This window comes from Psychrobacillus sp. Z16_25 (genome assembly GCF_056856695.1).
In genome coordinates this window covers 1-23,693 of record NZ_JBXEOV010000017.1, presented here as the reverse complement: position 1 = coordinate 23,693, position 23,693 = coordinate 1, and the positions used below count along the sequence as shown (strand labels likewise).

Sequence of the window (23,693 nt, the reverse complement as noted above, 5' to 3'; positions counted from 1 at the left end):
GAAAGGTCAATTTTTGAATGTACAGAGGAAATCATCAGCAATCGTGTCCTCTTTCTATTTAAATATGTAAACTCCTTTTAACGACTGTGTAACAACGATTAGCCCTCTCTCTTGTAAAATATAAACAGATAGGGGGATGGAATGTTGGATAAGGAAATATTACAGGTTCAAGATTTATTTACAGTATTAGACGAGGTTTTTAGAGAGCCAAAGAAATTTTGGGAGGACTTTTATAATGACCGTGAAAAGGATATTCCATTTTTTAAAAACGAAGGACCAGATGAGAATCTAGTCGGTTACTTTAACAAGGGATTTAAGCCTTCAAATGCGCTCGAATTAGGTTGTGGACCCGGTAGAAATGCGATTTACATGGCTAAGCAGGGTTGTGAGGTGGATGCCATTGATTTGTCGCAGAATGCTATCAAGTGGGCAATGGAGCGTGCTCGGGAGAATGAAGCAACCATTAACTTTCAATGCGCCTCTCTTTTTGATATAGAGTTAGAGCCAGAAAAGTATAATTTCATTTACGATAGTGGTTTGTTTCATCATCTGACTCCTCATAGAAGAATTTCCTATGTAGAAATTTTGAAGAGGACTCTAAAAAAGGATGGTCGATTCGGACTTGTCTGCTTTACTCCTGAAGGAGCTCTACCTACATCAGATAAGGAAATATACAAGGATCAGAGCTTGAAGCGGGGTATTGGATACACAGAGAAACGATTAAGAAGGATATTTGAAAGAGATTTTGAAATCCTACAATTTCGTAAGATGAAAAAGACTTCTTCTCAGGAGCTTTTTGGAGAAGATTTCTTATGGGCAATTTTTATGCAAAAGAAATAACAACGGAAAAATGGAAACGTTCTATCAAGGAACGTTTCCATCTATTATGTAATCTATTTCCGTAAAGATTTAGTATGCGCTCCAGCCTGCATCCGCCGTTACCACGATACCGTTGATTAAGCTAGATTCCTCGGATGCTAGGAAAACCGCTATATTAGACACATCGGATACTTGTCCCGCTCTCGGCATGAGAGATACACCACGGATCGCCTGTTGCATACCAAATTGATCGATATTATCCATAGAAGCAGTAAAGCCAGTTTGTATTTGACCTGGAGCTATTGCATTAGAGCGAATACCAAGCGGGCCATAATGAGAAGCAACATTTTTCGTCATTCCCACTACAGCATGCTTTGCAGCCGTATAAGTCAGACCGCCACGGCCACCCATTACCCCTGCAAGAGATGCCATATTTACAATAGTTCCTGCTCCATTTTGTTCAAAGTGAGGTAAGATCGCACGAATACAACGCATAACACCAGTAACATTAATATTCATCACGCGATTCCACACTTCATCTTGTACATTAGCGGCAGCCTGCATGTTATCACCTACACCGGCATTGTTGACCAGTATATCTACACGACCAAACTCCGAAATAGCAGCAGAAACCATATGTTGAACATCTACTTCATTTGAAACATTCACCTTAATTCCTAAAGCTGTATGTCCAGCGGTCTTTAATTCATCTACCGTTGACTTTAAAGCCTCCTCATTGAAGTCGGCAATAACAACTTTCGCTCCTTCTTCCGCATATGCAGTAGCAATAGCTTTTCCGATACCTGCTCCACTTCCTGTAATGATTGCCACTTTATCTTGTAATCTACCCATTTTCTATTCCCTCCTATTGAGACATTCCAAGGTTATATCTTGTTTGACGCTTTCCTCTCTTTTATTCTAAAAATTTATATTGAATATAACAAATGAACATTTAACGAAATATTCTTACGCTAAAAATCGTAAAAGTGAGAGCATAAAATCCTCTTTCTTTTACGGATTATTTTTGGTTTTCCTAATTAAATTTATATTTTTATAAAAAATCCCATTATTGTGACAAACATGGTATCATCCTAATACAAATAGTGTATGATATACAGCATAGAAAAAAGAGGTGATGACCAAATGACATCTTCGCTCGAATCATATAAGACCGAGCTACGTAGAGGAACGCTGACACTAGCTGTTTTAAGCCAACTGGATACCCCGCAGTATGGATACTCATTAGTACAAAGACTCGAGGAAGCAGGAGTAGTAATGGAACAAAGCACCTTATACCCACTTTTGAGGCGGCTAGAAAAACAAGAACTCGTGACGAGCAGCTGGGATATAACAGAGAGCAGACCTAGAAAATATTATGTATTAAGCGAAAATGGCAAAGAAGTCTTTGAGCAACTAAAAGAGGAATGGAGCAAAATGACACTTGAGTTAAAGTCGTTACTAAAAGGAGAGGAACACGATGAACCTAGTTGATACTTACGTGTATGAGGTAACCAGGCGGCTACCACAAAAAAATCGAGAAGATATTGGTTTGGAGCTTAGATCATCAATTGAAGATATGCTTTCGGAGAATCCATCAGAGGAAGAAATAAAAGGAGCACTAGGAAAGCTAGGTAACCCTGCCACATTAGCAGCAAGCTACCGTGGCAAGCCAATGTATTTAATTGGTCCTCATGTATATGATCCCTATATCCACATTCTAAAAATAGTAAATCCTATTGTAATCATGGTTGTTACCATTATCAATATTATCGAAGCAGTATTTGCCTTCCAAGGAAGCGACGTGCTGATGAGCATCCTCTCTGCATTAGGCGATACAGTAGTGGATATCATCCTAGCCTTAATCCACACTTTCTTTTGGATAACTGCAGTATTCTTCGTCATTGATCGAACAGCGCATGATAAGGAGAACTTAACAGCCATCGGTACTACTTGGAGCCCTGAAAGTTTAAAAGACATCGTCATCATTCCACCAAAGAAAATGATAACGAAATTTGAGATTTTCTTCACCATAGCTTGGTTAGCCATTTTTACTCTAGCTTACTTTTATGCAGACAAAATCATTGGAATTTATCATTCAGTAGAAGGTCAAGGTCTCACGTTTGCCCAGCCAATATTTAACCAGGAAACTCTCCTATCCTATTTGCCGGCTATTACTTTTATTATCTTGATAGAGCTTGCTTTCCTTATCTACAAATGGAGAGTTGGAAAGTGGACCATGACCCTTTTCTGGATGAATACAGCAATTCATCTAATTAGCACGGTTGTACTACTCTTTATTGCCGGCACTCCAGATCTATTGAATAGCGAGCTTGTCCCATACCTTGCAGATGTAATGGAACTCTCATCCCAATCTATCTCTACCTCGCTTAACGTTATCTGGGCGATTATCATTATCTCTACTATTGTGACTTACGCAGTTGAAGTATGGGATAGCTATCGAAAGGCGAAAATTCCTGTTGGGAATAAAAGATAAGATTGCATTCTATACAGAAAAGGGCGGCTGAAGATACAATTTCAGCCGCCTGTTTGCTATTTATCTTTCGTAACCTCTAAATTTTGGAAAGAATCCCCTACAATCCTATAAGTAATTCGCTCCCCTTTTTCATAACCAGAAATATCAATAGTCCCTAGCGAAATGCTAGCTTCCCCTTTTCTTTCAGCCATGACCTCTACAGTAATTTGCTTGTCAGTCGGGTCACTGTCAGGAAGGATCTCAAATACAAAGGAATCTCCTTTTTCCATTAAGGATTGGTCAGCATTCATAGCCCCTCCTGTAGATAGCGGTCGTCCATCTTCATAATAATGAAGGATGATCGATTGAAGAGGAACAGAAGAATCGTTGATAATTTCAAGCTTCGCTGAAGAGTCTTCCTTATTACAAGCGACAAGGACAAAGGTGATAAGTAATAGGGCTAATAGTTTTTTCATTTCAACCCACCTCTCTCCAAATAATAGACGAATAAGAGAGAAAGAGGTTCAAAGGAGAATTAATGAATACTTCCCTATTCTCTTAATCTTGAGACAATCGGCCAAGCGAGGAGTTGTTTTACTATGCCGATAGAATTATACTTGTTTGGTAGAGAATTTAAGTCAAAAAAAAGCATTATATAGAGAGGAAATGAAAGATGGTACGGGAAAAAGAAGAACTAACTTCTGCACAGCTGATGTGGAAAATGACTCGTCCCCATACATTAACGGCAACGTTTGTACCGGTTATTTTAGGGACTGTCATCGCATTATTTGATGTGGAGCTTAATTGGGTAATGTTTATCGCAATGCTTTTAGCATGTCTTTGCTTACAAATTGCGACAAATCTATTTAATGAATACTACGATTTCAAGCGTGGTTTAGATACAGTAGAGTCCGTAGGGATTGGGGGAGGAATTGTTCGTCATGGCTTAAAGCCTAAAAACTTTCTAACAGTTGCTCTCCTGCTCTATGTAGTAGCAGCTATCATCGGTCTTTATATCTGTGCATCTACTAGCTGGTGGCTTATATTAGTAGGTTTTATAGGGATGGCAATCGGGTTTCTATATACAGGAGGTCCTCTACCAATTGCCTATACTCCATTTGGAGAGCTGTTCTCTGGAGTTGCAATGGGAGCTGCTTTTGTTCTAATTGCTTACTTCATTCAGACTGGAGAAATCAGTCCTTCTAGTATCTTACTTGCAGTTCCAATGACTGTTTTAGTGGGGGCAATCAATATGTCTAATAATATTCGAGATATCGAGGAGGACATTAAAGGAGGGCGTAAAACCCTGCCGATTCTTCTTGGACGTAAAAATGCGATCCTCGGACTAGCCGGGGCATTTATCTTTGCCTATGCCTGGATTGTGATCCTCGTTATGCTTGGACAGATTCCATTTTGGTCTCTTGTAGTTCTACTGAGCCTTCCTAAGCCAGTAGCTGCTATCAAAAACTTTCAAAAAGGGGAAAACAATCCCCCTGTAACAGGGTTAGCAATGAAAAGCACAGCACTCACAAACACCTTCTTTGGATTCTTCTTATCCATCGGCTTGCTTATTAGCTATTTCTTTTAATACTAACGGTGAAGAAAAGCGAGTGGGACACAAATTGAATGAGAAGCACTTATGATAATGAATCATAGGTGCTTTCTTTTTTTAAACCTCAGGATTCTCCGCTGCGTCGGACGCTTTCCGCGGGCCAACAGGATGTTGGTCAGGAAAACGTTGTCACATGATATGACGCTTTTAGTTTTCCTTCCTTAACTCTCCCTCGCGCTGTTCCCGCAGGAGTCACCGATGCTGTTCCGAACCAATTAGCGTTTACTTCTAAAGCTAAATGTTGATTAATGAACTTTTCCATCTCGGTTCTCCCACTTCAAAACCAAAAAATCAATCTGCCATGCTACTTCCATTAACTCTCCACTAGAGCTTTTTGGTAAAGCAGATGATTCGATTTGCCTCGGTAAAGCCTAAGCGAAGGTGCATTGCTAAGCTTTCTTCATTAGCTAGCTCACAATCACTTGCGAATTCCTGACATCCCTTATTTCTAGCCCATTGTTCAGCATGCGCTATCAATAACTTTGCATAGCCTTGCTTGCGGTAGCTCTCCTTTACATACAGTCCTTCTAAATAACCAACCGGGCTTGTATCCGTTCCTTCTACATAATCCCGTCGTAATTGACATTGTGCAAAGCCAATTGCCTCCTCACCAGCATATACTAGAAAAACGGCCGATCCAGTTGAATCTATTAATTGCTCCATCTCTTCTTTAAATTCTTCTAGCGTATGGCTTGGCCATAGCAGTAATGCTAGTGATGCTGCATCCACAGCTTCTGAACGACTCGCTTGCTTTAGTATGGTCGTCACCCCTTTTCTTTTCCTTTACAAAATTATACTACTATTTACTGAATAGTTAATTTAAATAGAATCTCATTCCTCTTTAAATTAAATTTATGCTATACTTAACAGACGCTTAAATTGAATATAAAGAGGTTACACTACTTCCAGGTAGTGTAGCCTCTTTCATGTTTAGAGGACTTTTGGTAGGAGGAAACATTTTGGAGCTATATACAAACTTACGAGCCGGGGAAAAAGGAGCCTACCTATCTATTGGAGCTTATATTTTTCTGAGTGCCTTAAAACTAACAGTTGGTTACTTTGGCGGTTCCCAAGCCCTATTAGCAGATGGCTTGAACAACACCACCGATATCATCGCATCTGTTGCTGTGTTGATTGGATTACGTATATCTCAACGTCCTCCCGATCATAACCATCAGTATGGACATCTCCGAGCAGAAACCATTGCCTCTCTCATCGCTTCCTTTGTCATGATTTATGTGGGGATAGAAGTATTGATTTCAGCAGGGAAAAACTTGTTTAACAGAACAACTGAGGATCCTAGCGTGCTAACCATCTTTATTGCATTATTTAGTGCAATTGTAATGTTTGCAGTTTATAAGTATAACTTAAAGCTTGCTGAAGAGATTAAAAGTACAGCTGTTAAGGCTGCTGCTTATGACAACCGCTCCGATGCACTTGTCAGTATAGGAACTGCAATCGGAATTACAGCGTCTATCTTTGGTTTCCCCATAATCGATACAATTACAGCATTTGTTATTGGGATTCTTATTATAAAAACAGCTATTGAAATCTTTAAGGAAGCTGTCTATTTATTGACCGACGGATTTGATATAGAGGTATTAAACAAGGTCAATAAAGAAATAAAAACAATCCCCCAAGTTCGTGAAATTCGCGAAATTAAAGGGAGACAGCATGGCAGCTTAATGCTCATCGATATTACGATTGCTGTAAACCCTAACCTAAGTGTTCGCCGCTCGCATGATATCGCTGAAATGATCGAACAAAATGTCCAGAAAATGAACAACCATGCTATCGCGTTTGTTCATATCGAGCCATACGACCCCAAAGATATCATTATCACAGAAGACGATTTCCACTTTTGACAAGCAGCCTTCCAAGAGGCTGCTTTTACTTTTCAAAATATCCTTCGATTATTTCAGGCTCGTCAGGCTCTACGTACGGAAAAGCATATAAATCAATATCTCCACCAAATTTACTCACTCTTGGATCAATTACTAAACCAGGAGTTCGACCATTATATATTTCTATAACCAATTGAATAACTGTATCCACTTGATATTTTTCTTTTACTGCAAGGATTTCTTGTACTTTATTTTCAAAGGGTTCTAGCACTTCCATAAGAACCTTATCGACCTCTAAAGTTTCCTGATAGCCAGAGCTATATTTCCAGCTTGTATAACGGTGCGGGAACTGGTTATTACCTAATTGCCCTTTAATTCTTGTCTCAGTTGGTTGTATACCAAGTAGCTCTGTGACCTTATGAACCGGAAAATCATTGAAGCTTGCAATATGTAAATATGCCATCACTCTTGTGTTCATTAAATCCCCCTTACCCCAAAAGAAATTTTACTTATTTTTAATATCCTCTAAAATTTTTATTATTTCTTCATTCTGCCTTTCCATTTTCTTTAAAGATTTTTCTATAGTGTTAGTGCTAATTACCAATACTATTAAAATTGCAGCGCCAGCGATAAATTCCACTCTTATCACCTCCATTCATTAAAAAAATTTTAGCAATCGTCGTTATAAATATAGAGCCAGTTGTAAACAGCAAGGATACATCTGTACCTTTATTTTTAGGATTATCTTTTATAAACGAATAACCAAATAACCAAATAACGAAAAAAACTCCGCTATTTCTATATTTATGACTGGGAGTATTTTGTATTTATCAATGAATAGGATACCAATGTCACAACCGTGATCCCAATCAAAATTTCTATAACATTTAACATAGCTAGCTCCTTATCCATCTTGATAGAATTTACCGAGCAATAACACCGCTGGTTCGAGCGATACCTTGCTCATAAAAACTTTATCGATTGATAGACATGGATTATCAATTGATTCACTCGCTTTATCGATCGATGACACCTCGGTTCCGATCGATGACTCCCTCGTTTCGCTCGATTGCTTTCTTGAAAGTATTTATCGATTGATAGATAGAGATTATCGATTAATACACACACTTTATCGATAGATAACACCTCATTTCCGATCGATAACACCACAGTTTCGAGCGATGACTAGTCAAGTGCATAATTTTGTGCGAATTGCTTTTTACCGAGCTTCTTCGAAAAAAACAATCCACTTTATCTACCATTTATTTTAACATAAATATCCAATTATATTTTATTTTCTCTCCATCAAAAAAAGACGATTGCCAAATGACAATCGTCTCTTGCTTATTGTTGAGGCTTTTTCATAAATAAAGATAAAATCACATTGATGACAGCTAAAACCAAGCTTATTGTGAATACGAGAGATGATCCACTCGCTGCTGAAGCAGGAAGATCATTTGCCACATCATTGAGATAACTATTTTGTTTAGCAGAGAAGATGGAAATCATCACCGCGATACCAATCGCTCCAGATACCTGTTGAGACGTTTGTGTAATCGCAATACCATCGGGATAGAGTTGTCTTGGAAGTGCATTCAATGTATTTGTTTGGACAGATGCTAAAACCATCCCTATACCAAGCATCATAATGATATGAGTAACAACCATGATCCATAGAGCTGTATCAGTGCCATACATTGCATACAAGGCATAACCGATTACAACTAGGATTGTTCCAGGAGTTATCACTGCCCGCGGTCCGTACTTATCGAACATTTTTCCGATAATAGGCGCAAATATACAGTTCAACAAGCTACCTGGCAGCATGATTAGCCCTGTCACAAACGCTGATACGATAAGTGCCATCTGCATATACATCGGTAACACAACAAGCATAGATAACATGTTCAAGAAGGTGATCATATTCATGACCAAACCAAGCACGAATAACGGGTACTTGAATGCTTTTAAATTTAACATAGGATTTTCCATCTTTGTTTGACGGAATGCAAACAAAATTAACGCGAGAATACCTACAATAATACAGCCAAGCACAGTGCCGCTTGTCCAACCGAATTCTCCGCCTACACTTACTCCGTACACGACGCCACCAAAGCCAATAGTAGACAAGATAACAGAAAAGACATCTATTGATACGTTACGTATTTCATTTACATTCGGTATGTAAATATATCCGAATATTAGAGAGAATAGTAGGAACGGAATGGTTACCCAGAAAATCCAATGCCATGATAGTGTATCTAGAATCATCCCCGCTAAAGTTGGCCCAAATGCTGGCCCTGCTAGGATAACCAACCCCATTATACCCATAGCTCCCCCACGTTTGTTTGGGGGGAAGATTGTGAAGATAACATTTTGCGTTAATGGAAGGATAATTGCTAAACCTGCCGCTTGAATTACTCGAGCAGTCAAGAGTATTGCGAACGATGGTGCTACAGCTGCTAAAACTGTTCCGATAATAGAGAAAAATAAAGACGCCATAAACATTTGGCGCGTTGTAAACTTTTGCATCAATATTCCTGTAACAGGCACTAAAATGCCGAGTGTTAAGAAATAACCTGTTGCAAGCCATTGAACCGTTGTTGGATCGACACTAAAAATATTGCTTAGTTCTGCTAACGCAATATTTAAAGCCGTTTCACTAAATAAACCTACAAAGCCTGCAACTAGAAGAGCAGCCATTATAGGTCCTGTCTTAATTGTTTTATTCACTTATTTAAAACTCCCTTAATGCTTATTATCATTTTCTTTCATCATCCATAGATGGGAAGAAGACTCGTTACTATTTATATTTACTAACGTAGTATCCGTTTCCGTAGTACACCCCCACATACCAATCGGTTTGTTTAGTATATCAAAATAACTTTTACGGATGTAAGCATTATTTTACTACTCATTTTCCTTACTTCACAATTTGGACACATTCTTTTGATACCTGTTTATTTGTTTTATATTGATAAAATAAAAAAATGCTTCTTTATAAATAAGAAGTATTCATCAGTAATTACTCATCGGTATAAATTATTTTAAAATAATAAATATCTTCCTTAATATCGGTTTGAGAAAACCCTAACTTCTCTAACATCTTTCTAGATCGAAGATTAGATGTTTTGGTTTCTGCGTAAAATTCCTCGATCGCTAATGCCTCTTTTCCGTATTGCATTAGCTTTTTTAGTACTCTTGTACCGATGCCCTTCCCCCAAAGCGTGCTATCCCCTATTGCAATACCGACCTCTGCAGTGTTACCTTTTATCTCCGCTATATCTGCATATCCAATCAGTCGTCCCGCAACCTCTATCCCCATTCGACGGAAGGAGGATGAATGTTGTATATCGCAGCATTTTTTCCACCATTCGTAAAGCTCTCTCTCTTCCCGATTTAACTCCCATTCATTTAACAAACAAAATTCTTCATTCATGCTCCACTTTAGCACTTTTGTAAAGTCATCTATCTTAATAGGTCTTAACACAATACTCTCTACCATAAAATATCCTCTCAATCTCTTTTTCTTGTATACACTATAATTTTAGAGTACTTTTTATATAATGAATATTCTACGAATTAACCGAAGCCTTTGCAATACAACAACCTAAAAAAGAGGTATCGTATGACTAAAATTAGGATTTATAGTTTGCTGCTAATGGTTATGATGTTTTGGGGGCTAAACTTAGTGGCCTTAAAATTGCTCGTTACTTATTTCAGCCCCCTTCCTATGACAGGTATTCGAATTTTCTTGGCCGGTATTAGCGTGCTCATCATTTTAGGCTTTTTTCATCGTTTAAGACTTCCTAAAGGGTCAGAGTGGAAATGGATTGGATTGGCAAGTCTCCTGGGAGTAGTGCTCCATCACTGGTTATTATCCATCGGCCTATCGAAAACGAGTGCTATTAATGGTGGTGTAATTCTAGGCTTTAGTCCACTTATTACTGCTATTTTGGCTTTAGTCTTTGGGTTCAACCGGTTTAATCCACTCTCGTTCTTTGGGTTTCTATTAGGGACCTTTGGCGTTACAATGGCTGTAATGAATGGTGGGAACGTCAACACCTCATTTTCTTCTGGTGATCTCATGGTCTTCATTTCTATTACGACACAAGCCTTAAGCTTTCTAGTGATTCGTAAGGTTTCCCAAAACTTTGACAGCATGCTGTTAACAGGCTATATGCTTTTATTTGGCTCCTTTGTCTTGTTGTTCATGGGGTTAGTGATAGAGCCAATGAATTTCCTTGAATTTTTAGATGCACCGTTTGAGATGTATGCCCTACTGTTTGGTTCTGCATTATTAGCAACCGCCATCGGTCACATGATTTATAATTTCGCTATTTCTCAAATCGGAGCTGCAGAAACAGCTATATTTGGGAACTTTAATACCATTTTCGGAATAATAGGCACTACACTAATATTAAAAGAACAAATTACATTGTTTCAGATTTTGGGGTGTATAGCCATCATCATCGGGGTGTTATTTGGAACGGGAGCAATAGAAGAATTACTTTTAAGAAGAAGGAAACGCAATCAGAATTAGTTGAATCAGTTAAAGTTCTATTTAGGAGTGCAGTTGACTAATTATACTTTGGGAGAATGTCGTAAAAACCAGATTAGATGTCGTAAAAATTAACCGTTATGTCGTAATTTTAAGCGTAAATGTCGTAATAACGCTTTGCCACTCTGAAGATGTTGTAAAAAGAAGAGCAAATGTCGTAAAAATCACTAGCTATGTCGTAAACTTGAGCGATAATGTCGTAAAAATCGTTTACCAAGAAAAGGGCATCCCCATTTAGGAATGCCTTTCATGATGATGTGATACTTCATTTTTCTGCTTACAAAGCAAAGAATTCTCATGCGGATGGCTCTCGGTTTCAAGCTGAATCGTCATATGATGAATGCCTTTATGGGCTAAAGTATGTTCTATCCCCTGGAGGATTCGCTCGCCTTCTTCAATGGTCATCCTTCCGCTTACTACGGCATGACAAGATAGTGCATTCAATCCACTCGTGATAGTCCAAACGTGTAAGTCATGAACGGAAATAACTCCTTCCGCTCCTTCTATTGCGTGTACAATCTCCTTTAGATTTATATTACTGGGAGTACCTTCCATGAGTACATGTAATGAATCCTTTGTCACGTTAAAGCCACTTCTTAAAACAAGCACCGCCACTACTACGCTAGCTAACGGATCCGCCCAGCCCCAGCCAAAGAAAATAATGAGTAGTGCAGCCGTTATCGCTCCTACCGAACCAAGCATGTCGCTTAATACATGAAGAAAGGCACCTCTCATGTTTAGATTATCTTCCGTATCTCCGCCCCTCATCATAATCCAAGCCACCAACACGTTCACTAGTAAGCCGACAATACTAATGATTAGCATTCCTGTAGTAGCGACCTCAGGAGGATTGGCAAAGCGCTTGATTGCTTCGTAAAAAATAAAAACGGCAATTGCAAGAAGGGTGATACCATTCAAAGCAGCTGCCAGTATTTCGAACCTTCTATAGCCATAGGTCTTACTAGCACTTGCTGACCTCTCACCAAGCTTAAACGCAAGCAGCGCAATCAATAAAGAAATGGAATCACTAAGCATATGCCCTGCATCTGAAAGAAGTGCCAGGCCATTTGTAAGAAACCCTCCGATTGCCTCTACGAGCATAAACGACGTGATAATAGTAAAGGAAACAAGTAACACTCTTTTATTGGAACCATGGGTATGGTCGTGACTATGAGCCATGTTATCTCTCCTTCTAAAACCTCTCTCTATATAGATTGACTAATAAAGCAGAAAGGAAACATGTTGGAACCATTATTAATAAATAGTAAAATTTATATAATATGAGGAGGAGTAGTTAAATGGCCGAAGTATTTTTTCTAGTTATATTTATAGTGGGTTTATTAACAGTGGTGTCCTTCACTTTATTTATTCGAAAAATATTAATCAATACAAGCTATCGTCGAGCTGAAAGCATTAGCGAGGCGAATTTGGAGAAAAAATTAGATAGGATTATTGAATTGTTAGAGGAAAAGAGCTTGCGTGACTAGGCTTTCCATAAAAAAAGCTTCCTTTGTTTGAAGGAGGCTTTTGTACATGTTTAAACAAGCAGAAAATCGATGAAAAACGCTGCGAGAATGAATAGAAGCCCGATAGAAAAGTGTACGCGCTTTTCGTTTATCTCTGTCACCTCAAGGAACCAAATAAGTAAAGCATTGACCCCAATATATTGGACGCTTATGAAGAAACTATTCTCAAACAAAAATAAGCCTGGAAAAGACTGATAAAGCCCAGCGGTAACGCCAAAAATAAATAAGATCAGCGGTATTCGTAGCTTCCAGTGAAGTCCACCATTTATTGCTTTATTCATCATGTAAATCACCTTCCATTTTAATCTGGGATATTTAATAGCAATGGATCATATTCTAAATCACATCCAAGCAGCACATAATTAGTCACTCCCGATTCTTCTTTTGTTTCTAGCTCTGTACAGGTGCTTGTCGTCACATTTGGAGAGCCAAAATTGTCATGTGTATTGTCATATACATAAGTATATATTTCCCCATTAAAATCTACCTCTTGTATAATAGGGTCTCCCTCTACTGTATAGTGTACAATTCGAATATGATCCTCCGATTGCCATTCGATATTTGATAAAAATTCTTCCATTCTTTCAAAGTTGGCTACTTCACCGTGCTTATCAACTATATCTTCTTCATTTTCAGTAAATGCTGTGGCATGACTATGCGAGACAGCGACCGATTTACCGCAGCCGGAGAGTACCAGCCCAATAAAAAGTAATGCACATTTTTTCCCTTTCACACCATACCTCCCGACTAATATTTTCTAATTTTTCATATTTTTATTATATAATAGAGAGATAAAATTTAGATAGGGTGATTCGTATGTTTGTGGTAAATGTAGAAGGTGCTATTTATAAGACAGGCAAGTGGCTATTGATTCGCAGGAGCGAAAAGGAAGAGCACGCTGGTGGCGGACTATCCCTGGTAGGAGGAAAATGTGAGCTTGAAGGGTTCTCTTCTGATATTCTAGAAAGAACATTACATAGAGAAATTTTTGAAGAAGTTGGAATAGAGGTAGCAGAGCTACAATATGTGAACAGCTCCTCCTTTATAACTGATTCTGGTATCCATGTAATTGATATCGTATTCCTTTGTCAGTATCAATCGGGTGAACCGTATGCAAAAGCCGTAGACGAGGTCGATGATGTAATCTGGATGACCACTTCCGAGATACTTGCCCACCCAGAGCTCCCTGGGTACCTGAAGGAAAATGTAAAAAGAGCAGCAGCTATAAACCAGCCCCTTTCCATCTAACGGGGCTGGTTTTGACGTTCAAATGATTCTGCGTTCTCAAGAATGAATTTTTTCACAGAAGGGGCAACATCCTTAGGCTTTTATGAATCGGAAAATGATCTACTTACAGAATATTCCTAGCCACTATTTCACCTTAATAGAAAACACATCTTCCCCGTCGCCTCGCTTCCAATCGGCCATTATACGATAAACGTAGACACCTTCCTCGGAAGGTGCTTTTATCATGTCATCCTTTAGTTCTACAGCTTCGTGAGTTTTCTCACCTATCCATTTCTCCACTTCAATCAGGCCATCAATTGGCTCTCTAGAAAATTGTATTTCTATGTTCGCTCCTGGTGATACAGTTGTCGGTTCATGGTTTCTAGCCATATCAATTGTTCCTGTGAATGCCATATCTGCACATCTAACAATCAAGATTCCATCCCAGCAATAGGAGCCTTTCGTTGTAGGAATTTTCTCTTCTCCAACAGTTACCTTTGGTGTAGGAGGTTCTCCGCGAAATGGTTCATAGATAAATATCCACGCCACACAAACGACTATCATCAATCCTATAAGGAACTTCCTCATCGAAGCTAACCCCCTTTATAAAATAGTAGACGTTCCATAACCAATATTTGTAACAAATAAAAAAACACCCCACAAAGGAGTGCCAATGATTTAAAATGCCTTTCTCATATAAATACGTATAGAAAGCAACCAAGATACAAAGTAGATAACTAAAATGATACCCGAAGCATAAAGAAATAATTGTGTATCGGAAAGAGCTAGGACATGTCCAACAAACTCCCTTATTTTATCATTAAGGGCAAAGATATTCGCAAAAACCATATAGACTACAAATAAAACCATTACTCCGATTAACAGATACTGGGATTTAAATTTAAATGAAAAAGGAAACATAAATGAAACAGCAAGTAAAACGATTCCTACTATCAGCAGCATTTCCTTCCATACAAATAACTCTTTGCTCCCATTAATTAAATAGTCACCTACATAGATGAAGCATACAGAGAATACGGTAAAGACCAAAGCACCAATATATTTCGAACTGACAATTTCCCTCCTTGTATAAGGTAAGGAGTTGAGTAAAGTTTGAATGCTGGCTTTCTCATCTATACTAAACGTATTCATGGCAACGACAATACTGAACCAAATTCCTAGCCACATAAACGAAATACCATCGTTTAGAAGTAAAAAGGCAACTAGAATAGCAATAAGGATCAGGAAAGTCCTTTTTTGTGTTAAGATATCTTTCCACAAGAGTCTAAGCATAAGAAAGTCCCCCTTGTTTGGTATAATACATAATATCCTCGAGCGATGGCTTTTCGATCACTACCGTTTCACCAAATATGCCAGCTACGTGGTTTTTATTATTGGTTAATGCTTCAAATCCACTATTGGTCTTCTTAACTGCAATAAATTCACGTTCCACTTCCCGATCTAATAAATCAAGCGTCCCCTTTACTATCGCATACTCTTCTTCTATTTTATAAAACTCCTTTGTAAAAATAAGCTTTCCGTCATGAATGAAAGTAATATAGTCCGCAATGCGATCTAAGTCTGTCGTAATATGAGTGGAGAAGAAAATGGTTTTATTCTCATCCTGCATTAACTCATGTAAAATATCTAACAGCTCTCTTCGAAAAATGGGATCAAGACCCGATGTTGGTTCATCCATAATGATTAGTTCAGCATGATGAGATAATGCAAAAGCGAGAGATACCTTCATTTTCATTCCCTTTGAGAAGTGCTTGATTGCTTTTTTCAGTGGTAACTCAAAGTATTCCACATAATGCTTAAAAACTTTTTCATCCCAGTTTCTATAGGACATGCTTATAATTCTCTTCATTTCTTGTAAGGTAAGATTATCGTAGTAAATATTATCGTCATAGACAAAGCCGATTCGTTCCTTAATCTCCTTCTCATGTTCCTTGTAGTTCAGACCAAAAACAGAAACAGACCCACTATCCGGCTTCAACAGATTCATAATCAGTTTAATAGTCGTCGATTTACCTGCTCCATTTCCTCCAATAAAGCCGTTTACATACCCCTTTTTTACCGTTAAAGATAAATCCTTTAGTTCAAACCCCTTAAATGTTTTACGAACGTTTTGACATTCAATTACATTCTCCATTATTCATCCTCCTCATAGAGTAAGGTCAGTAATTCCTTTAGCTCTTCCAGACTCATCCCCAGCTCTTTACTATTGTGAATGGCATGTAATAGCGTTTCCTCCATGACCTTCATTTTTCTTTCCTTCATCATTTCCATGTTTTGTTCGGAAACAAAGGAGCCCTTCCCAACAACAGAATAGATAAAACCATTTTTTTCGAGCTCCTCATAAGCACGTTTTGTGGTAATGAGACTAATATTTAAGTCCTTTGCAAGCTGACGCATGGATGGAAGTGATTCTCCCTCCTGCAATTCACCAGTTAGGATTAGCTTTTTCACCTGGTTGGTTATCTGCTCGTAAATCGGCTCTTTTGAGTTATTCGAAATAATTATTTGCATGCAAAAACCTCTTTTTGTTATTAGTGTATATATACTATATACGCAATATACACAAAACCAAGAAACTTGGCAAGTGTAAATTTTCAAATATTTTTGCACAGTAAGGATAAGAGTCAAAACCTATTCTTTAATGGAATATTTCCTTTTTGAAATTTATTGATGAAAGTTTATGTATAGTAAGAAGCTCTATTGGTTCGTAGTAGCGTCGGCGACTCCTACAGGGGTAGGGAGACAGGTGAGACATAGCAACGGCACGCGACAGCGTTCGGCTATGGCTCATTTTAAGGATGGAAAACTAGGAACGTCACATCGTGTGACAATGTTTTCCTGACCAACATCCTGTTGGCCCGTGGAAAGCGCCCGACGCAGCGGAGAACCTCAGTCTCAAAAAATAGAGAGCACTTATGTTTTATCCTATTAAAGAATCAAAAGTGTTTCTCATTAAATTTTAATCACAAAAATAACCACCCACTTAAGCTAAGTAGGTGGTTCATATTTTATTTAAAAAACTGAGCGAATAATCGACCTATACTAACAAAAATATCCCCTAGGGTGAATGCCGTATCAATTCGATCAAATTTATCATCCTCTTTTTGACTACGTGTGTGAGATACAGTCTCTCCTTGGATCGGCTCATTCCCCTTCAAACGGATTCTAATGGATCTACCAGAATAGAAATCGAGCGAGTCTGTCACTTGGAAATGTAAATGGGCCTCGGAGGAATTACCTGAGTTCCCACACTGCCCAATTACTTGTCCCTGCAGCACCATATCTCCTTCTTTCACTAAAATGGAGCCCTTCTTCATATGTGCTAGCATCGAATATTCTTCATGCTTATGTTCAATAACCACGCAGTTCCCCTCAGGGATTGCCTCATTCATCACTCCAGGAACATTATCCTCTACCCCATCCTGAACCTTTACTACCCTTCCTTCCAGAGGAGCGACAATATCCTTTCCAAAGGCATAGTAGTCTTCATTTTGCTCTCCCGTCCCCTTAAAGGATTGCCAATCCTCTTGTAGCACCAAGTCGTAAGCGTACCTTTGCTGCTCATAGATGTAATGGTAGTTAATAAATTCGTTCGTGCCTCCCCAAAAAACAAGCCAACCTTCTGCAACAGGCATTTGGTAAGTATTCTTCGTATAGGCTTTATCGCTTTTTGGAAAGCTCACAAATGGTCTCAAATAAATGCTATGTATCACATCTTGATCGTCAAAAGAGACTGCTATCCCCTTTTTACGCTTGGTATCTAGCCAAACAAATTGTGTTAAATGTTGCACAGTCGTACTCATTTCTAGCCTATATCCTTTTACGCCTTTATTAAATTCCTTTGCCATTTGCTCAAATTGATCTAAGGTTATCAACGCTTGAAATTCTTGCGTAGCTTGCGAGTAGATAGATGCAAACTTTTCTTGAATAAAAGATTCTCCAAAACTGTAAGGTGTCAATTCCCCTACATCGTTCATATAACCACCACTTCCCTTTAGAATATCCTTCCTCTTATACGTCAAACAACCGAAAAAGGTTCATTTTTCTGTTTATTTCAAAAAAGGCAGTTCTCCCCAATTAAACAGGGAGAAGGATAGATTTAGTAATGAAGTTGTCCCAGTTATAATAAAATTCATGTGTTTATTTGGAGGGATTGTCAATTGAAGAAATGGCTAGCAGTAAGTACATTTGCCCTCATGCTCCTTTTAGGTTGCAATACGAGTGCACAAGCAACATATTTTGAGAATTTTATGAAAGAGGCACCGGTTTGGTCCCCGGAAACTCGCTTGGAGAAAGTACCCGACTATTCATACAACTACTATCGCATTCAATTAGAAAAGGATTCGTATGTCAACTTCACCTTTGATGACCCAGCCAAAGGCGAAATATTACTATCGATTATAGAGGATAATGGTTCAACCCATGGTCGCACCATTGTATCCTTGCGAACTACGGAAAAGATGGAAATATAAATCAAACGACGGAACAGCTCCAGCTACGAGCTGGTACATACTATATTCGTCTGGATGGTCCCGATGAAGAAGCGTATAATGCCATCTACTCTATCTTACCATTGAAATCATCTATCGATTTAGAACCAAATGATTCAAGAGCTCAAGCAAACCCACTTACGCTTAACGAAAAGGTTAAAAATATTGGAAGTGCCTCTGATTCTGAGGACTTTTATTCGTTTACAATTGACAAGCCAAGCAAGGTGACACTTGCCACAGATGCTTTTATGCCTAACTCATATCCCGACCTCAATGGTCGTTTATATGTAGAGGTCTTTGATGAAGAGGGCAGAATCTATTTATCTACCATGACCTCTCAAACATGGTCTAAGAATGATATAGAAATGCTGCTACCTGGGAATTATTATGCCAAGGTCAGCCGTAGTACTATGTCCTACAATCCGTATTATGAATTCACTATACAGACAGAGGAAATCACGCATCCTGAAACCTTTAAAAATAGCATTTTCGGAACATCACTTCTAGAGGGGCAGGAAATAAGAGGCTTTTTATCTCGCAATGATGAATACTTCTTTAGCTTAGAGCGGGAACAAAAGATAAAAATTACTGTTTATACAGACTCTCCACAGTTGATGTCGGGGATATTATTCTCCATAGACAAAGATGGGAATGAAGAACAAGTCTACAATCGTATTACTTACGATGAACAAAAAGGATTACTAACCGTTACTGTTTTCTTGCAGCCGGGTAACTACTTGTTCGAACCAAGTACATTACACGCTAAGACAGATGAAGTAAATTATCAAGTGATGTTCACGGAAGTCACCTATAAGGATATTCCTTCTCACCACCGCTATTATGAAGAAATCATGAGCCTATCCACAAAAGGCATTATTAATGGTTATACTGACGGTACGTTTTTACCGACAGAGGCCATCACACGTAGACAGGTATTCACCATGCTTTCTCGATATGATGAATTACCATTGTCTAAAATACGAGAGATGGTTTCCTTTCAAGATGTAAAGCATTTTAGTACCGATTATCTGCTAATCCAGTCGTTTTATGAAGCCGGAGTCGTGGATGGTAGCAATGGCAAGATGAATCTCTCACAAAATTTAACTCGCGCACAGCTAGCGAAAATTTTAGTAAAAGCATTTGATTTAAAGCTAGAAGGAGATGCTCCTGAGTGGAAGGACGTTGGCTCAACTCACGGTTCCTATGAATATATCCAAATTCTTGCATCACACGGGATTACTACTGGAGATAACGGCAACTTCATGCCAAATAGACCAGTAAGCCGCGAGCACTTTTCTGTATTCTTACATCGCACGCTGGAGCTAAGAGATAAATAACTAGCTCCTGTTCTGCTCTGACAGCCAAGAGGCAAAATGAGGCAGGGACAGAACTGAATTCTTAAATGAAAGAGAATGGTACAAAACATTTTTTTTCTGATTTGTTATACATTCTTTTTACAAGATTCTTATCAAGATTTATTTATTAGAAGTTAGCACCAATGGTTCGGAACAGCGCCGGTGACTCCTGCGGGAACGCACGAGGGAGAGACTACAGGCTCGAGCCGTGCCCGCGGAAAGCATCCGACGCTGTGAAGAACCACACATTTTAAAAGTAAGAAAGCACTTACGATTTCATCAAAAATATAAAATCGCAAGTGCTGTTCTATTGTTTTGTCCCCGGCTATTTTTTATCAGTTAACTTTCCTGCAATGAAACCTAACAGCACATTTGTCACTATAAGCGGTGTAGCTTCTCCCGCAACAATAAACGTAAGAATTCCTCCAACCGCTCCAAATAATAATCCGTTCACACTCATTGAAGCTCTCTCCCTTCACCGTCCCCCTCTATATTACCATATAAAGGATAAAGGTTTGCAGAGAATCAGGTGCTTCCCAAACAAGCGCTTATGCCAAATTCTTTGGCATCTTCCAAAATAACGCTACCACCAAGCAAAGAACCAACGTAATAGCAGCAAAGTAATAAGGATAGTCAATATCCACATCAAACAATACTCCACCTAAAACCGGGCCGATTACATTTGCAAGAGAGGTAAACATCGAGTTCATCCCCCCAACAAAGCCCTGATCATTCCCAGCTATTTTAGATAAATAATTTGTAGCAGCAGGACGAATTAAATCAAATCCTACAAAGACAACAAAAGTTACTAGTAATACGGTCCAATATGAATTTACAACCGTTAGCATAAAAACTAAAATAGCCGAAAGGAGAAGAGAATAACGAATCAATACTATTTCTCCAAGCCTTTGCGTTAATCGGTCAAATAGAAGGACCTGTGCAATTGCCCCAACGATTGCACCTCCAGTAATGGCGATAGCAATATCAGAAGGGGTAAAAGCAAACTTATGATCTACATATAAGCTAAAGAATGATTCAAATGCAGCAAGTCCAAACGAGGAAATGAATATGACGATAAAGGCAATCAAGAATATAGGAATAAATATTTTCCTGATTCCTTTTGTTTTTGGTAAACCTATATGCTCTTCTTGTATCTGACGAGTTGGTTCCTTTAATAATATAATGGACAGCACTGCTGCTACTGTTCCAAGTACTGCCGCAGAGTAAAATGGTACCCTTGTTCCTATTTCTGCCAGAAAACCACCAATTCCTGGTCCGATAATAAATCCTGTACTAATAGCTGCTGACATATAGCCAAGTGCCTTTGGTCTAGTACGATGCGTCGTAATATCAGCAATAAAGGCAGTAACAGCAGGCATAATAAATGCCCCACTAATACCTCCTAATATACGGGAGATAAATAAAACTTCAATTGTTTTTCCAATTCCAAATAAAAACTCCGAGAAAGCAAAGATAAACAATCCAAGCACAATCATTATTTTCCGACCATACCGGTCAGCCGCTTTTCCCGCAAATGGGGAAACAATCAGCTGTGCCAACGCAAAGGAAGCCGTTAAATAACCAACAACCTTCCCATTTATATTTAATTCGTTCATAATCGTTGGCAATATAGGTATCACAAGCCCTATACCCAAAAAGGCTATAAATAAGTTTCCTAACAATATAGATAATGTAAGATTTTCTTTTATTTTTTGCATCGTGTTTGCTCCATTCTTTCCATGATGATTACGGAATCATCTCCTTTAACAAGATAAACCCTATAGTAACTATAGGGTCAACTTAATTAGCTTTTTATTTTTACCTTTAGTTCAATTATGTACTGATTTTCATGACGTGGAGAATAATGCATTGGCATAAAAAACTCATATACTTCTGGTTCTACTGTTAATTGTTGCTCTTGTATATACGTATACAATTTCTGAAACTGTTCTAAATAAGCATCTACCGAAAAGATAAAAGAAATACATACATAACGTCCTGACTGGTATTTCAACACTCCCATATCATCTGACAAATGCTGTAGATAGCGATTGGTTAAAATGGGGGTAAATATGCGTTCATAAGAAATTTCTTTTATAGAGTTATATGATTGAAAGGAAAATGTACTCCCATACCTACCTGTCGTCAAACTATTTTCATTCTCTATCGTTTTCATCAGCTCACTGTAATATTCGTTCGGAATAAAATCTGGAGTTGCATTTTCTACTTGAATATAAAGTAATCGAGCCTCCTCCTCTTCCTTTATATAAACCTCATCAAAAACGGATATAGCAAGCTGCTCCTCCATCTGTTTTTTTGTTTTTAGAAGTGTGTATTGGACTTCTTGAAGTCGTTGAATGCCAGATTCAATGGCTTTTTCTTGCTCTGATAGGAACTCTACCAATTCTTCCAGCGAAGAATGCTGCATTTGCTTAATCGTTTCTAATGGTGTCCCTACATATTTGAGTGCCTTTATTAAATCCAAATAGTAAAATTGAGATTCATCATAATAACGGTAATTGGTTACCGGATCCTTATATATTGGTTTGAACAAATTGATTTGATCATAATAACGTAGTGTTTGAATCGAAACGTTCATCAACCTGGCCATTTCCCCTATGGAATAATACTTGTTGGACATATTAGTCACCTCTTCCACTAGCATATACAAAATCACTATTGTAATACTAGTACTAAATTCGAATAGGTAGAAGCCCTATAAAAAAGGAAAAGAGGTCGGGATATAACCCTAGCCCTTCTTAATGAACTATATCCTTTTGGGAATTGTTAATCAAAACTTTATTTTTAGTAAGTAACTCTATTGGTTCAGAGCAGCGTCGGCGACTCCTGCGGGAGCAGGGTGGTAGGCAAGACAGCACAGCCGTACGCGTAAGCGTTGGGTGCTGTCTTGCCTAGTGGAGGGAAAACTAAGAACGTCACGTCGTGTGACAACGTTTTCCTGACCAACATCCTGTTGGCCTCCGGGAAAGCGTCCGACGTAGCGAAGAACCTGAGGTTCAAAAAAAGAAAGCAGTTATAATTCTAATCGTAATATAGAATCATAACTGCTTCTCATTTTATTTATCCCGGCCTCTATCTTTTATATACTTGCTTATTCTACTACTGTGTATTTGCCACTTTCCACAGAAATAACATATTCTGGTTGAGGTGGTTTTCCACCGTGCTCTTTAATTTTGTTCTTGTGGCCAGCGATATGCTCTGGGCTCTTTTCCCAAGCCTTCCATGCTTCCTCAGACTCCCATCGCACCATCATGATAACCTCTTCTTCTCCACGGCGGACATTCTTCACAAGAATTTCACGACCCACAAAGCCTTCTCGTTGTTCAAGTAAGGATGGACCATCACCAGACTTCTTTTTAAAGCGCTCAATTATTTTATCTGCATTTCCTTCTGTTACAACCCATTTACGCATTTGAACGAACATATATCTTTCACTCCATCCTTATTAATATAGTAATCTTCTTATAATTGTATACATACGTATACACCAAGTCAAACTTAATAAATAAAGTGAAACTTTGATTGGTGGGGGTTTTCTTTCATCCCCCACCAATCATTAGTTGAACCAATCAGGCTTTTAGGGACAGTTGATCTCCCATTTAGCTGTCTCGTTTCTTTTGCCATCTTGAAGTGGGAGTCTTACTGTCCCTTAATGCGGGATAAAGTGAAACTTTGATTGGTGGGGTTTTCTTTCATCCCCACCAATCATTAGTTGAACCAATCGGGCTTTTAGGGACAGTTGAT

The 23,693-nt window shown here is 38.5% G+C and carries 30 protein-coding genes; 10 read left to right on the top strand and 20 right to left on the bottom strand.

The features are described 5' to 3' along the window. Positions 1-144 precede the first annotated feature (144 nt). Positions 145-840: a class I SAM-dependent methyltransferase gene (locus tag AC1VU3_RS14685; protein WP_482983868.1), complete on the top strand. Its 696-nt coding sequence runs from the start codon at positions 145-147 to the stop codon at positions 838-840. A 69-nt stretch (positions 841-909) separates the two neighbouring features. On the opposite strand, the gene AC1VU3_RS14680 is transcribed toward AC1VU3_RS14685, so the two are convergent. Beyond that, complete coding sequence (locus AC1VU3_RS14680) at positions 910-1,671, bottom strand: glucose 1-dehydrogenase (protein WP_482983867.1); 762 nt, start codon at positions 1,669-1,671, stop codon at positions 910-912. Between the two features lie 291 nt (positions 1,672-1,962). Between AC1VU3_RS14680 and AC1VU3_RS14675 the strand changes: the two genes are divergently transcribed. Next, positions 1,963-2,310: a PadR family transcriptional regulator gene (locus AC1VU3_RS14675; protein WP_482983866.1), complete on the top strand. Its 348-nt coding sequence runs from the start codon at positions 1,963-1,965 to the stop codon at positions 2,308-2,310. After that, a complete protein-coding gene (locus AC1VU3_RS14670; protein WP_482983865.1) occupies positions 2,297-3,313 on the top strand; it encodes a hypothetical protein in 1,017 nt (338 codons plus the stop codon). The genes AC1VU3_RS14675 and AC1VU3_RS14670 overlap by 14 nt, the downstream gene beginning before the upstream one ends. Positions 3,314-3,369: 56 nt before the next feature. Here AC1VU3_RS14670 and AC1VU3_RS14665 read toward each other — a convergent pair whose 3' ends face one another. Next, positions 3,370-3,768, bottom strand: coding sequence for a putative periplasmic lipoprotein (locus AC1VU3_RS14665; RefSeq protein WP_480390379.1), 399 nt, complete (start codon positions 3,766-3,768; stop codon positions 3,370-3,372). 197 nt (positions 3,769-3,965) lie between these two features. Here AC1VU3_RS14665 and AC1VU3_RS14660 point away from each other — a divergent pair, with 197 nt between their 5' ends. Continuing rightward, positions 3,966-4,880 (top strand): 1,4-dihydroxy-2-naphthoate polyprenyltransferase, encoded by a 915-nt coding sequence (locus AC1VU3_RS14660; RefSeq protein WP_482983864.1) that lies wholly within the window; start codon positions 3,966-3,968, stop codon positions 4,878-4,880. A 139-nt stretch (positions 4,881-5,019) separates the two neighbouring features. Here the strand turns inward: AC1VU3_RS14660 and AC1VU3_RS14655 are convergent, their stop codons facing one another. Beyond that, positions 5,020-5,166 (bottom strand): hypothetical protein, encoded by a 147-nt coding sequence (locus AC1VU3_RS14655; protein ID WP_480390381.1) that lies wholly within the window; start codon positions 5,164-5,166, stop codon positions 5,020-5,022. 62 nt (positions 5,167-5,228) lie between these two features. Continuing rightward, entirely contained in the window at positions 5,229-5,663 is a 435-nt protein-coding gene (gene aac(6'), locus AC1VU3_RS14650; RefSeq protein WP_480390413.1) for an aminoglycoside 6'-N-acetyltransferase, read from the bottom strand. A gap of 200 nt (positions 5,664-5,863) precedes the next feature. On the opposite strand from aac(6'), the gene AC1VU3_RS14645 reads away from it, so the two are divergent. After that, positions 5,864-6,769, top strand: a complete 906-nt coding sequence (locus AC1VU3_RS14645; protein ID WP_480390382.1) for a cation diffusion facilitator family transporter — start codon at positions 5,864-5,866, stop codon at positions 6,767-6,769. A gap of 25 nt (positions 6,770-6,794) precedes the next feature. Here AC1VU3_RS14645 and AC1VU3_RS14640 read toward each other — a convergent pair whose 3' ends face one another. The 4 genes from AC1VU3_RS14640 to AC1VU3_RS14625 form a co-directional block, all read right to left on the bottom strand. After that, entirely contained in the window at positions 6,795-7,226 is a 432-nt protein-coding gene (locus AC1VU3_RS14640; protein ID WP_480390383.1) for a DUF4279 domain-containing protein, read from the bottom strand. Between the two features lie 27 nt (positions 7,227-7,253). Then, the gene (locus AC1VU3_RS14635; RefSeq protein ID WP_480390384.1) at positions 7,254-7,388 is read right to left on the bottom strand and encodes a hypothetical protein; all 135 of its coding nucleotides are present in this window, start codon (positions 7,386-7,388) and stop codon (positions 7,254-7,256) included. A 704-nt stretch (positions 7,389-8,092) separates the two neighbouring features. Then, positions 8,093-9,451: a DHA2 family efflux MFS transporter permease subunit gene (locus AC1VU3_RS14630; RefSeq protein ID WP_482983893.1), complete on the bottom strand. Its 1,359-nt coding sequence runs from the start codon at positions 9,449-9,451 to the stop codon at positions 8,093-8,095. A gap of 322 nt (positions 9,452-9,773) precedes the next feature. Then, the gene (locus tag AC1VU3_RS14625; RefSeq protein ID WP_480390385.1) at positions 9,774-10,253 is read right to left on the bottom strand and encodes a GNAT family N-acetyltransferase; all 480 of its coding nucleotides are present in this window, start codon (positions 10,251-10,253) and stop codon (positions 9,774-9,776) included. 123 nt (positions 10,254-10,376) lie between these two features. Between AC1VU3_RS14625 and AC1VU3_RS14620 the strand changes: the two genes are divergently transcribed. Continuing rightward, entirely contained in the window at positions 10,377-11,291 is a 915-nt protein-coding gene (locus AC1VU3_RS14620) for a DMT family transporter (RefSeq protein WP_480390386.1), read from the top strand. A 252-nt stretch (positions 11,292-11,543) separates the two neighbouring features. On the opposite strand, the gene AC1VU3_RS14615 is transcribed toward AC1VU3_RS14620, so the two are convergent. Then, on the bottom strand, positions 11,544-12,488 hold the full coding sequence (locus AC1VU3_RS14615; protein WP_482983863.1) for a cation diffusion facilitator family transporter: 945 nt from the start codon (positions 12,486-12,488) through the stop codon (positions 11,544-11,546). A 119-nt stretch (positions 12,489-12,607) separates the two neighbouring features. On the opposite strand from AC1VU3_RS14615, the gene AC1VU3_RS14610 reads away from it, so the two are divergent. Continuing rightward, positions 12,608-12,796: a DUF4083 family protein gene (locus AC1VU3_RS14610; protein WP_480390388.1), complete on the top strand. Its 189-nt coding sequence runs from the start codon at positions 12,608-12,610 to the stop codon at positions 12,794-12,796. A gap of 50 nt (positions 12,797-12,846) precedes the next feature. On the opposite strand, the gene AC1VU3_RS14605 is transcribed toward AC1VU3_RS14610, so the two are convergent. Continuing rightward, positions 12,847-13,116: a hypothetical protein gene (locus tag AC1VU3_RS14605; protein WP_480390389.1), complete on the bottom strand. Its 270-nt coding sequence runs from the start codon at positions 13,114-13,116 to the stop codon at positions 12,847-12,849. Between the two features lie 20 nt (positions 13,117-13,136). Next, entirely contained in the window at positions 13,137-13,568 is a 432-nt protein-coding gene (locus tag AC1VU3_RS14600) for a DUF4362 domain-containing protein (protein ID WP_480390390.1), read from the bottom strand. Between the two features lie 83 nt (positions 13,569-13,651). On the opposite strand from AC1VU3_RS14600, the gene AC1VU3_RS14595 reads away from it, so the two are divergent. Then, the gene (locus tag AC1VU3_RS14595; RefSeq protein ID WP_480390391.1) at positions 13,652-14,083 is read left to right on the top strand and encodes an NUDIX hydrolase; all 432 of its coding nucleotides are present in this window, start codon (positions 13,652-13,654) and stop codon (positions 14,081-14,083) included. A 123-nt stretch (positions 14,084-14,206) separates the two neighbouring features. On the opposite strand, the gene AC1VU3_RS14590 is transcribed toward AC1VU3_RS14595, so the two are convergent. The 5 genes from AC1VU3_RS14590 to AC1VU3_RS14570 all read right to left on the bottom strand — a co-directional run bounded on the left by AC1VU3_RS14590 (position 14,207) and on the right by AC1VU3_RS14570 (position 18,060). Further along, positions 14,207-14,650 (bottom strand): hypothetical protein, encoded by a 444-nt coding sequence (locus AC1VU3_RS14590; RefSeq protein ID WP_482983862.1) that lies wholly within the window; start codon positions 14,648-14,650, stop codon positions 14,207-14,209. 90 nt (positions 14,651-14,740) lie between these two features. After that, positions 14,741-15,355 (bottom strand): ABC-2 transporter permease, encoded by a 615-nt coding sequence (locus AC1VU3_RS14585; RefSeq protein ID WP_482983861.1) that lies wholly within the window; start codon positions 15,353-15,355, stop codon positions 14,741-14,743. Next, complete coding sequence (locus tag AC1VU3_RS14580; RefSeq protein ID WP_482983860.1) at positions 15,348-16,217, bottom strand: ABC transporter ATP-binding protein; 870 nt, start codon at positions 16,215-16,217, stop codon at positions 15,348-15,350. Before AC1VU3_RS14580 ends, AC1VU3_RS14585 begins: the two co-directional genes overlap by 8 nt. After that, positions 16,217-16,594: a GntR family transcriptional regulator gene (locus tag AC1VU3_RS14575; RefSeq protein WP_482983859.1), complete on the bottom strand. Its 378-nt coding sequence runs from the start codon at positions 16,592-16,594 to the stop codon at positions 16,217-16,219. The genes AC1VU3_RS14580 and AC1VU3_RS14575 overlap by 1 nt, the downstream gene beginning before the upstream one ends. 497 nt (positions 16,595-17,091) lie before the next feature. Next, complete coding sequence (locus tag AC1VU3_RS14570; RefSeq protein WP_482983858.1) at positions 17,092-18,060, bottom strand: M23 family metallopeptidase; 969 nt, start codon at positions 18,058-18,060, stop codon at positions 17,092-17,094. A gap of 183 nt (positions 18,061-18,243) precedes the next feature. On the opposite strand from AC1VU3_RS14570, the gene AC1VU3_RS14565 reads away from it, so the two are divergent. Together AC1VU3_RS14565 and AC1VU3_RS14560 are read left to right on the top strand one after the other, a co-directional pair. Further along, positions 18,244-18,555, top strand: coding sequence for a hypothetical protein (locus AC1VU3_RS14565; protein ID WP_482983857.1), 312 nt, complete (start codon positions 18,244-18,246; stop codon positions 18,553-18,555). A 101-nt stretch (positions 18,556-18,656) separates the two neighbouring features. Beyond that, on the top strand, positions 18,657-19,910 hold the full coding sequence (locus tag AC1VU3_RS14560; RefSeq protein ID WP_482983856.1) for an S-layer homology domain-containing protein: 1,254 nt from the start codon (positions 18,657-18,659) through the stop codon (positions 19,908-19,910). Between the two features lie 343 nt (positions 19,911-20,253). Here the strand turns inward: AC1VU3_RS14560 and AC1VU3_RS14555 are convergent, their stop codons facing one another. The 4 genes from AC1VU3_RS14555 to AC1VU3_RS14540 form a co-directional block, all read right to left on the bottom strand. Next, complete coding sequence (locus AC1VU3_RS14555; RefSeq protein WP_480390398.1) at positions 20,254-20,388, bottom strand: hypothetical protein; 135 nt, start codon at positions 20,386-20,388, stop codon at positions 20,254-20,256. A gap of 88 nt (positions 20,389-20,476) precedes the next feature. Next, complete coding sequence (gene norA, locus AC1VU3_RS14550) at positions 20,477-21,646, bottom strand: multidrug efflux MFS transporter NorA (protein WP_480390399.1); 1,170 nt, start codon at positions 21,644-21,646, stop codon at positions 20,477-20,479. Between the two features lie 86 nt (positions 21,647-21,732). Continuing rightward, entirely contained in the window at positions 21,733-22,569 is an 837-nt protein-coding gene (locus AC1VU3_RS14545; RefSeq protein WP_480390400.1) for a MerR family transcriptional regulator, read from the bottom strand. Positions 22,570-23,040: 471 nt separating this feature from the next. Beyond that, on the bottom strand, positions 23,041-23,373 hold the full coding sequence (locus AC1VU3_RS14540; protein ID WP_480390401.1) for an antibiotic biosynthesis monooxygenase family protein: 333 nt from the start codon (positions 23,371-23,373) through the stop codon (positions 23,041-23,043). Positions 23,374-23,693 lie beyond the last annotated feature (320 nt).

Excerpts from the sequence above, each read along its gene's own strand:
- AC1VU3_RS14590 (WP_482983862.1), bottom strand. The coding sequence starts at position 14,650 with ATGAGGAAGTTCCTTATAGGATTGATGATAGTCGTTTGTGTGGCGTGG.
- AC1VU3_RS14640 (WP_480390383.1), bottom strand. The coding sequence starts at position 7,226 with ATGAACACAAGAGTGATGGCATATTTACATATTGCAAGCTTCAATGAT.
- AC1VU3_RS14575 (WP_482983859.1), bottom strand. The coding sequence starts at position 16,594 with ATGCAAATAATTATTTCGAATAACTCAAAAGAGCCGATTTACGAGCAG.
- AC1VU3_RS14555 (WP_480390398.1), bottom strand. The coding sequence starts at position 20,388 with ATGAGTGTGAACGGATTATTATTTGGAGCGGTTGGAGGAATTCTTACG.
- AC1VU3_RS14585 (WP_482983861.1), bottom strand. The coding sequence starts at position 15,355 with ATGCTTAGACTCTTGTGGAAAGATATCTTAACACAAAAAAGGACTTTC.
- AC1VU3_RS14675 (WP_482983866.1), top strand. The coding sequence starts at position 1,963 with ATGACATCTTCGCTCGAATCATATAAGACCGAGCTACGTAGAGGAACG.
- AC1VU3_RS14625 (WP_480390385.1), bottom strand. The coding sequence starts at position 10,253 with ATGGTAGAGAGTATTGTGTTAAGACCTATTAAGATAGATGACTTTACA.
- AC1VU3_RS14665 (WP_480390379.1), bottom strand. The coding sequence starts at position 3,768 with ATGAAAAAACTATTAGCCCTATTACTTATCACCTTTGTCCTTGTCGCT.
- AC1VU3_RS14620 (WP_480390386.1), top strand. The coding sequence starts at position 10,377 with ATGACTAAAATTAGGATTTATAGTTTGCTGCTAATGGTTATGATGTTT.
- AC1VU3_RS14610 (WP_480390388.1), top strand. The coding sequence starts at position 12,608 with ATGGCCGAAGTATTTTTTCTAGTTATATTTATAGTGGGTTTATTAACA.
- AC1VU3_RS14670 (WP_482983865.1), top strand. The coding sequence starts at position 2,297 with ATGAACCTAGTTGATACTTACGTGTATGAGGTAACCAGGCGGCTACCA.
- AC1VU3_RS14630 (WP_482983893.1), bottom strand. The coding sequence starts at position 9,451 with ATGGCTGCTCTTCTAGTTGCAGGCTTTGTAGGTTTATTTAGTGAAACG.
- norA (WP_480390399.1), bottom strand. The coding sequence starts at position 21,646 with ATGCAAAAAATAAAAGAAAATCTTACATTATCTATATTGTTAGGAAAC.
- AC1VU3_RS14595 (WP_480390391.1), top strand. The coding sequence starts at position 13,652 with ATGTTTGTGGTAAATGTAGAAGGTGCTATTTATAAGACAGGCAAGTGG.
- AC1VU3_RS14545 (WP_480390400.1), bottom strand. The coding sequence starts at position 22,569 with ATGTCCAACAAGTATTATTCCATAGGGGAAATGGCCAGGTTGATGAAC.
- AC1VU3_RS14615 (WP_482983863.1), bottom strand. The coding sequence starts at position 12,488 with ATGGCTCATAGTCACGACCATACCCATGGTTCCAATAAAAGAGTGTTA.
- AC1VU3_RS14580 (WP_482983860.1), bottom strand. The coding sequence starts at position 16,217 with ATGGAGAATGTAATTGAATGTCAAAACGTTCGTAAAACATTTAAGGGG.
- AC1VU3_RS14540 (WP_480390401.1), bottom strand. The coding sequence starts at position 23,373 with ATGTTCGTTCAAATGCGTAAATGGGTTGTAACAGAAGGAAATGCAGAT.
- AC1VU3_RS14655 (WP_480390381.1), bottom strand. The coding sequence starts at position 5,166 with ATGGAAAAGTTCATTAATCAACATTTAGCTTTAGAAGTAAACGCTAAT.
- AC1VU3_RS14660 (WP_482983864.1), top strand. The coding sequence starts at position 3,966 with ATGGTACGGGAAAAAGAAGAACTAACTTCTGCACAGCTGATGTGGAAA.
- AC1VU3_RS14605 (WP_480390389.1), bottom strand. The coding sequence starts at position 13,116 with ATGAATAAAGCAATAAATGGTGGACTTCACTGGAAGCTACGAATACCG.
- AC1VU3_RS14680 (WP_482983867.1), bottom strand. The coding sequence starts at position 1,671 with ATGGGTAGATTACAAGATAAAGTGGCAATCATTACAGGAAGTGGAGCA.
- AC1VU3_RS14570 (WP_482983858.1), bottom strand. The coding sequence starts at position 18,060 with ATGAACGATGTAGGGGAATTGACACCTTACAGTTTTGGAGAATCTTTT.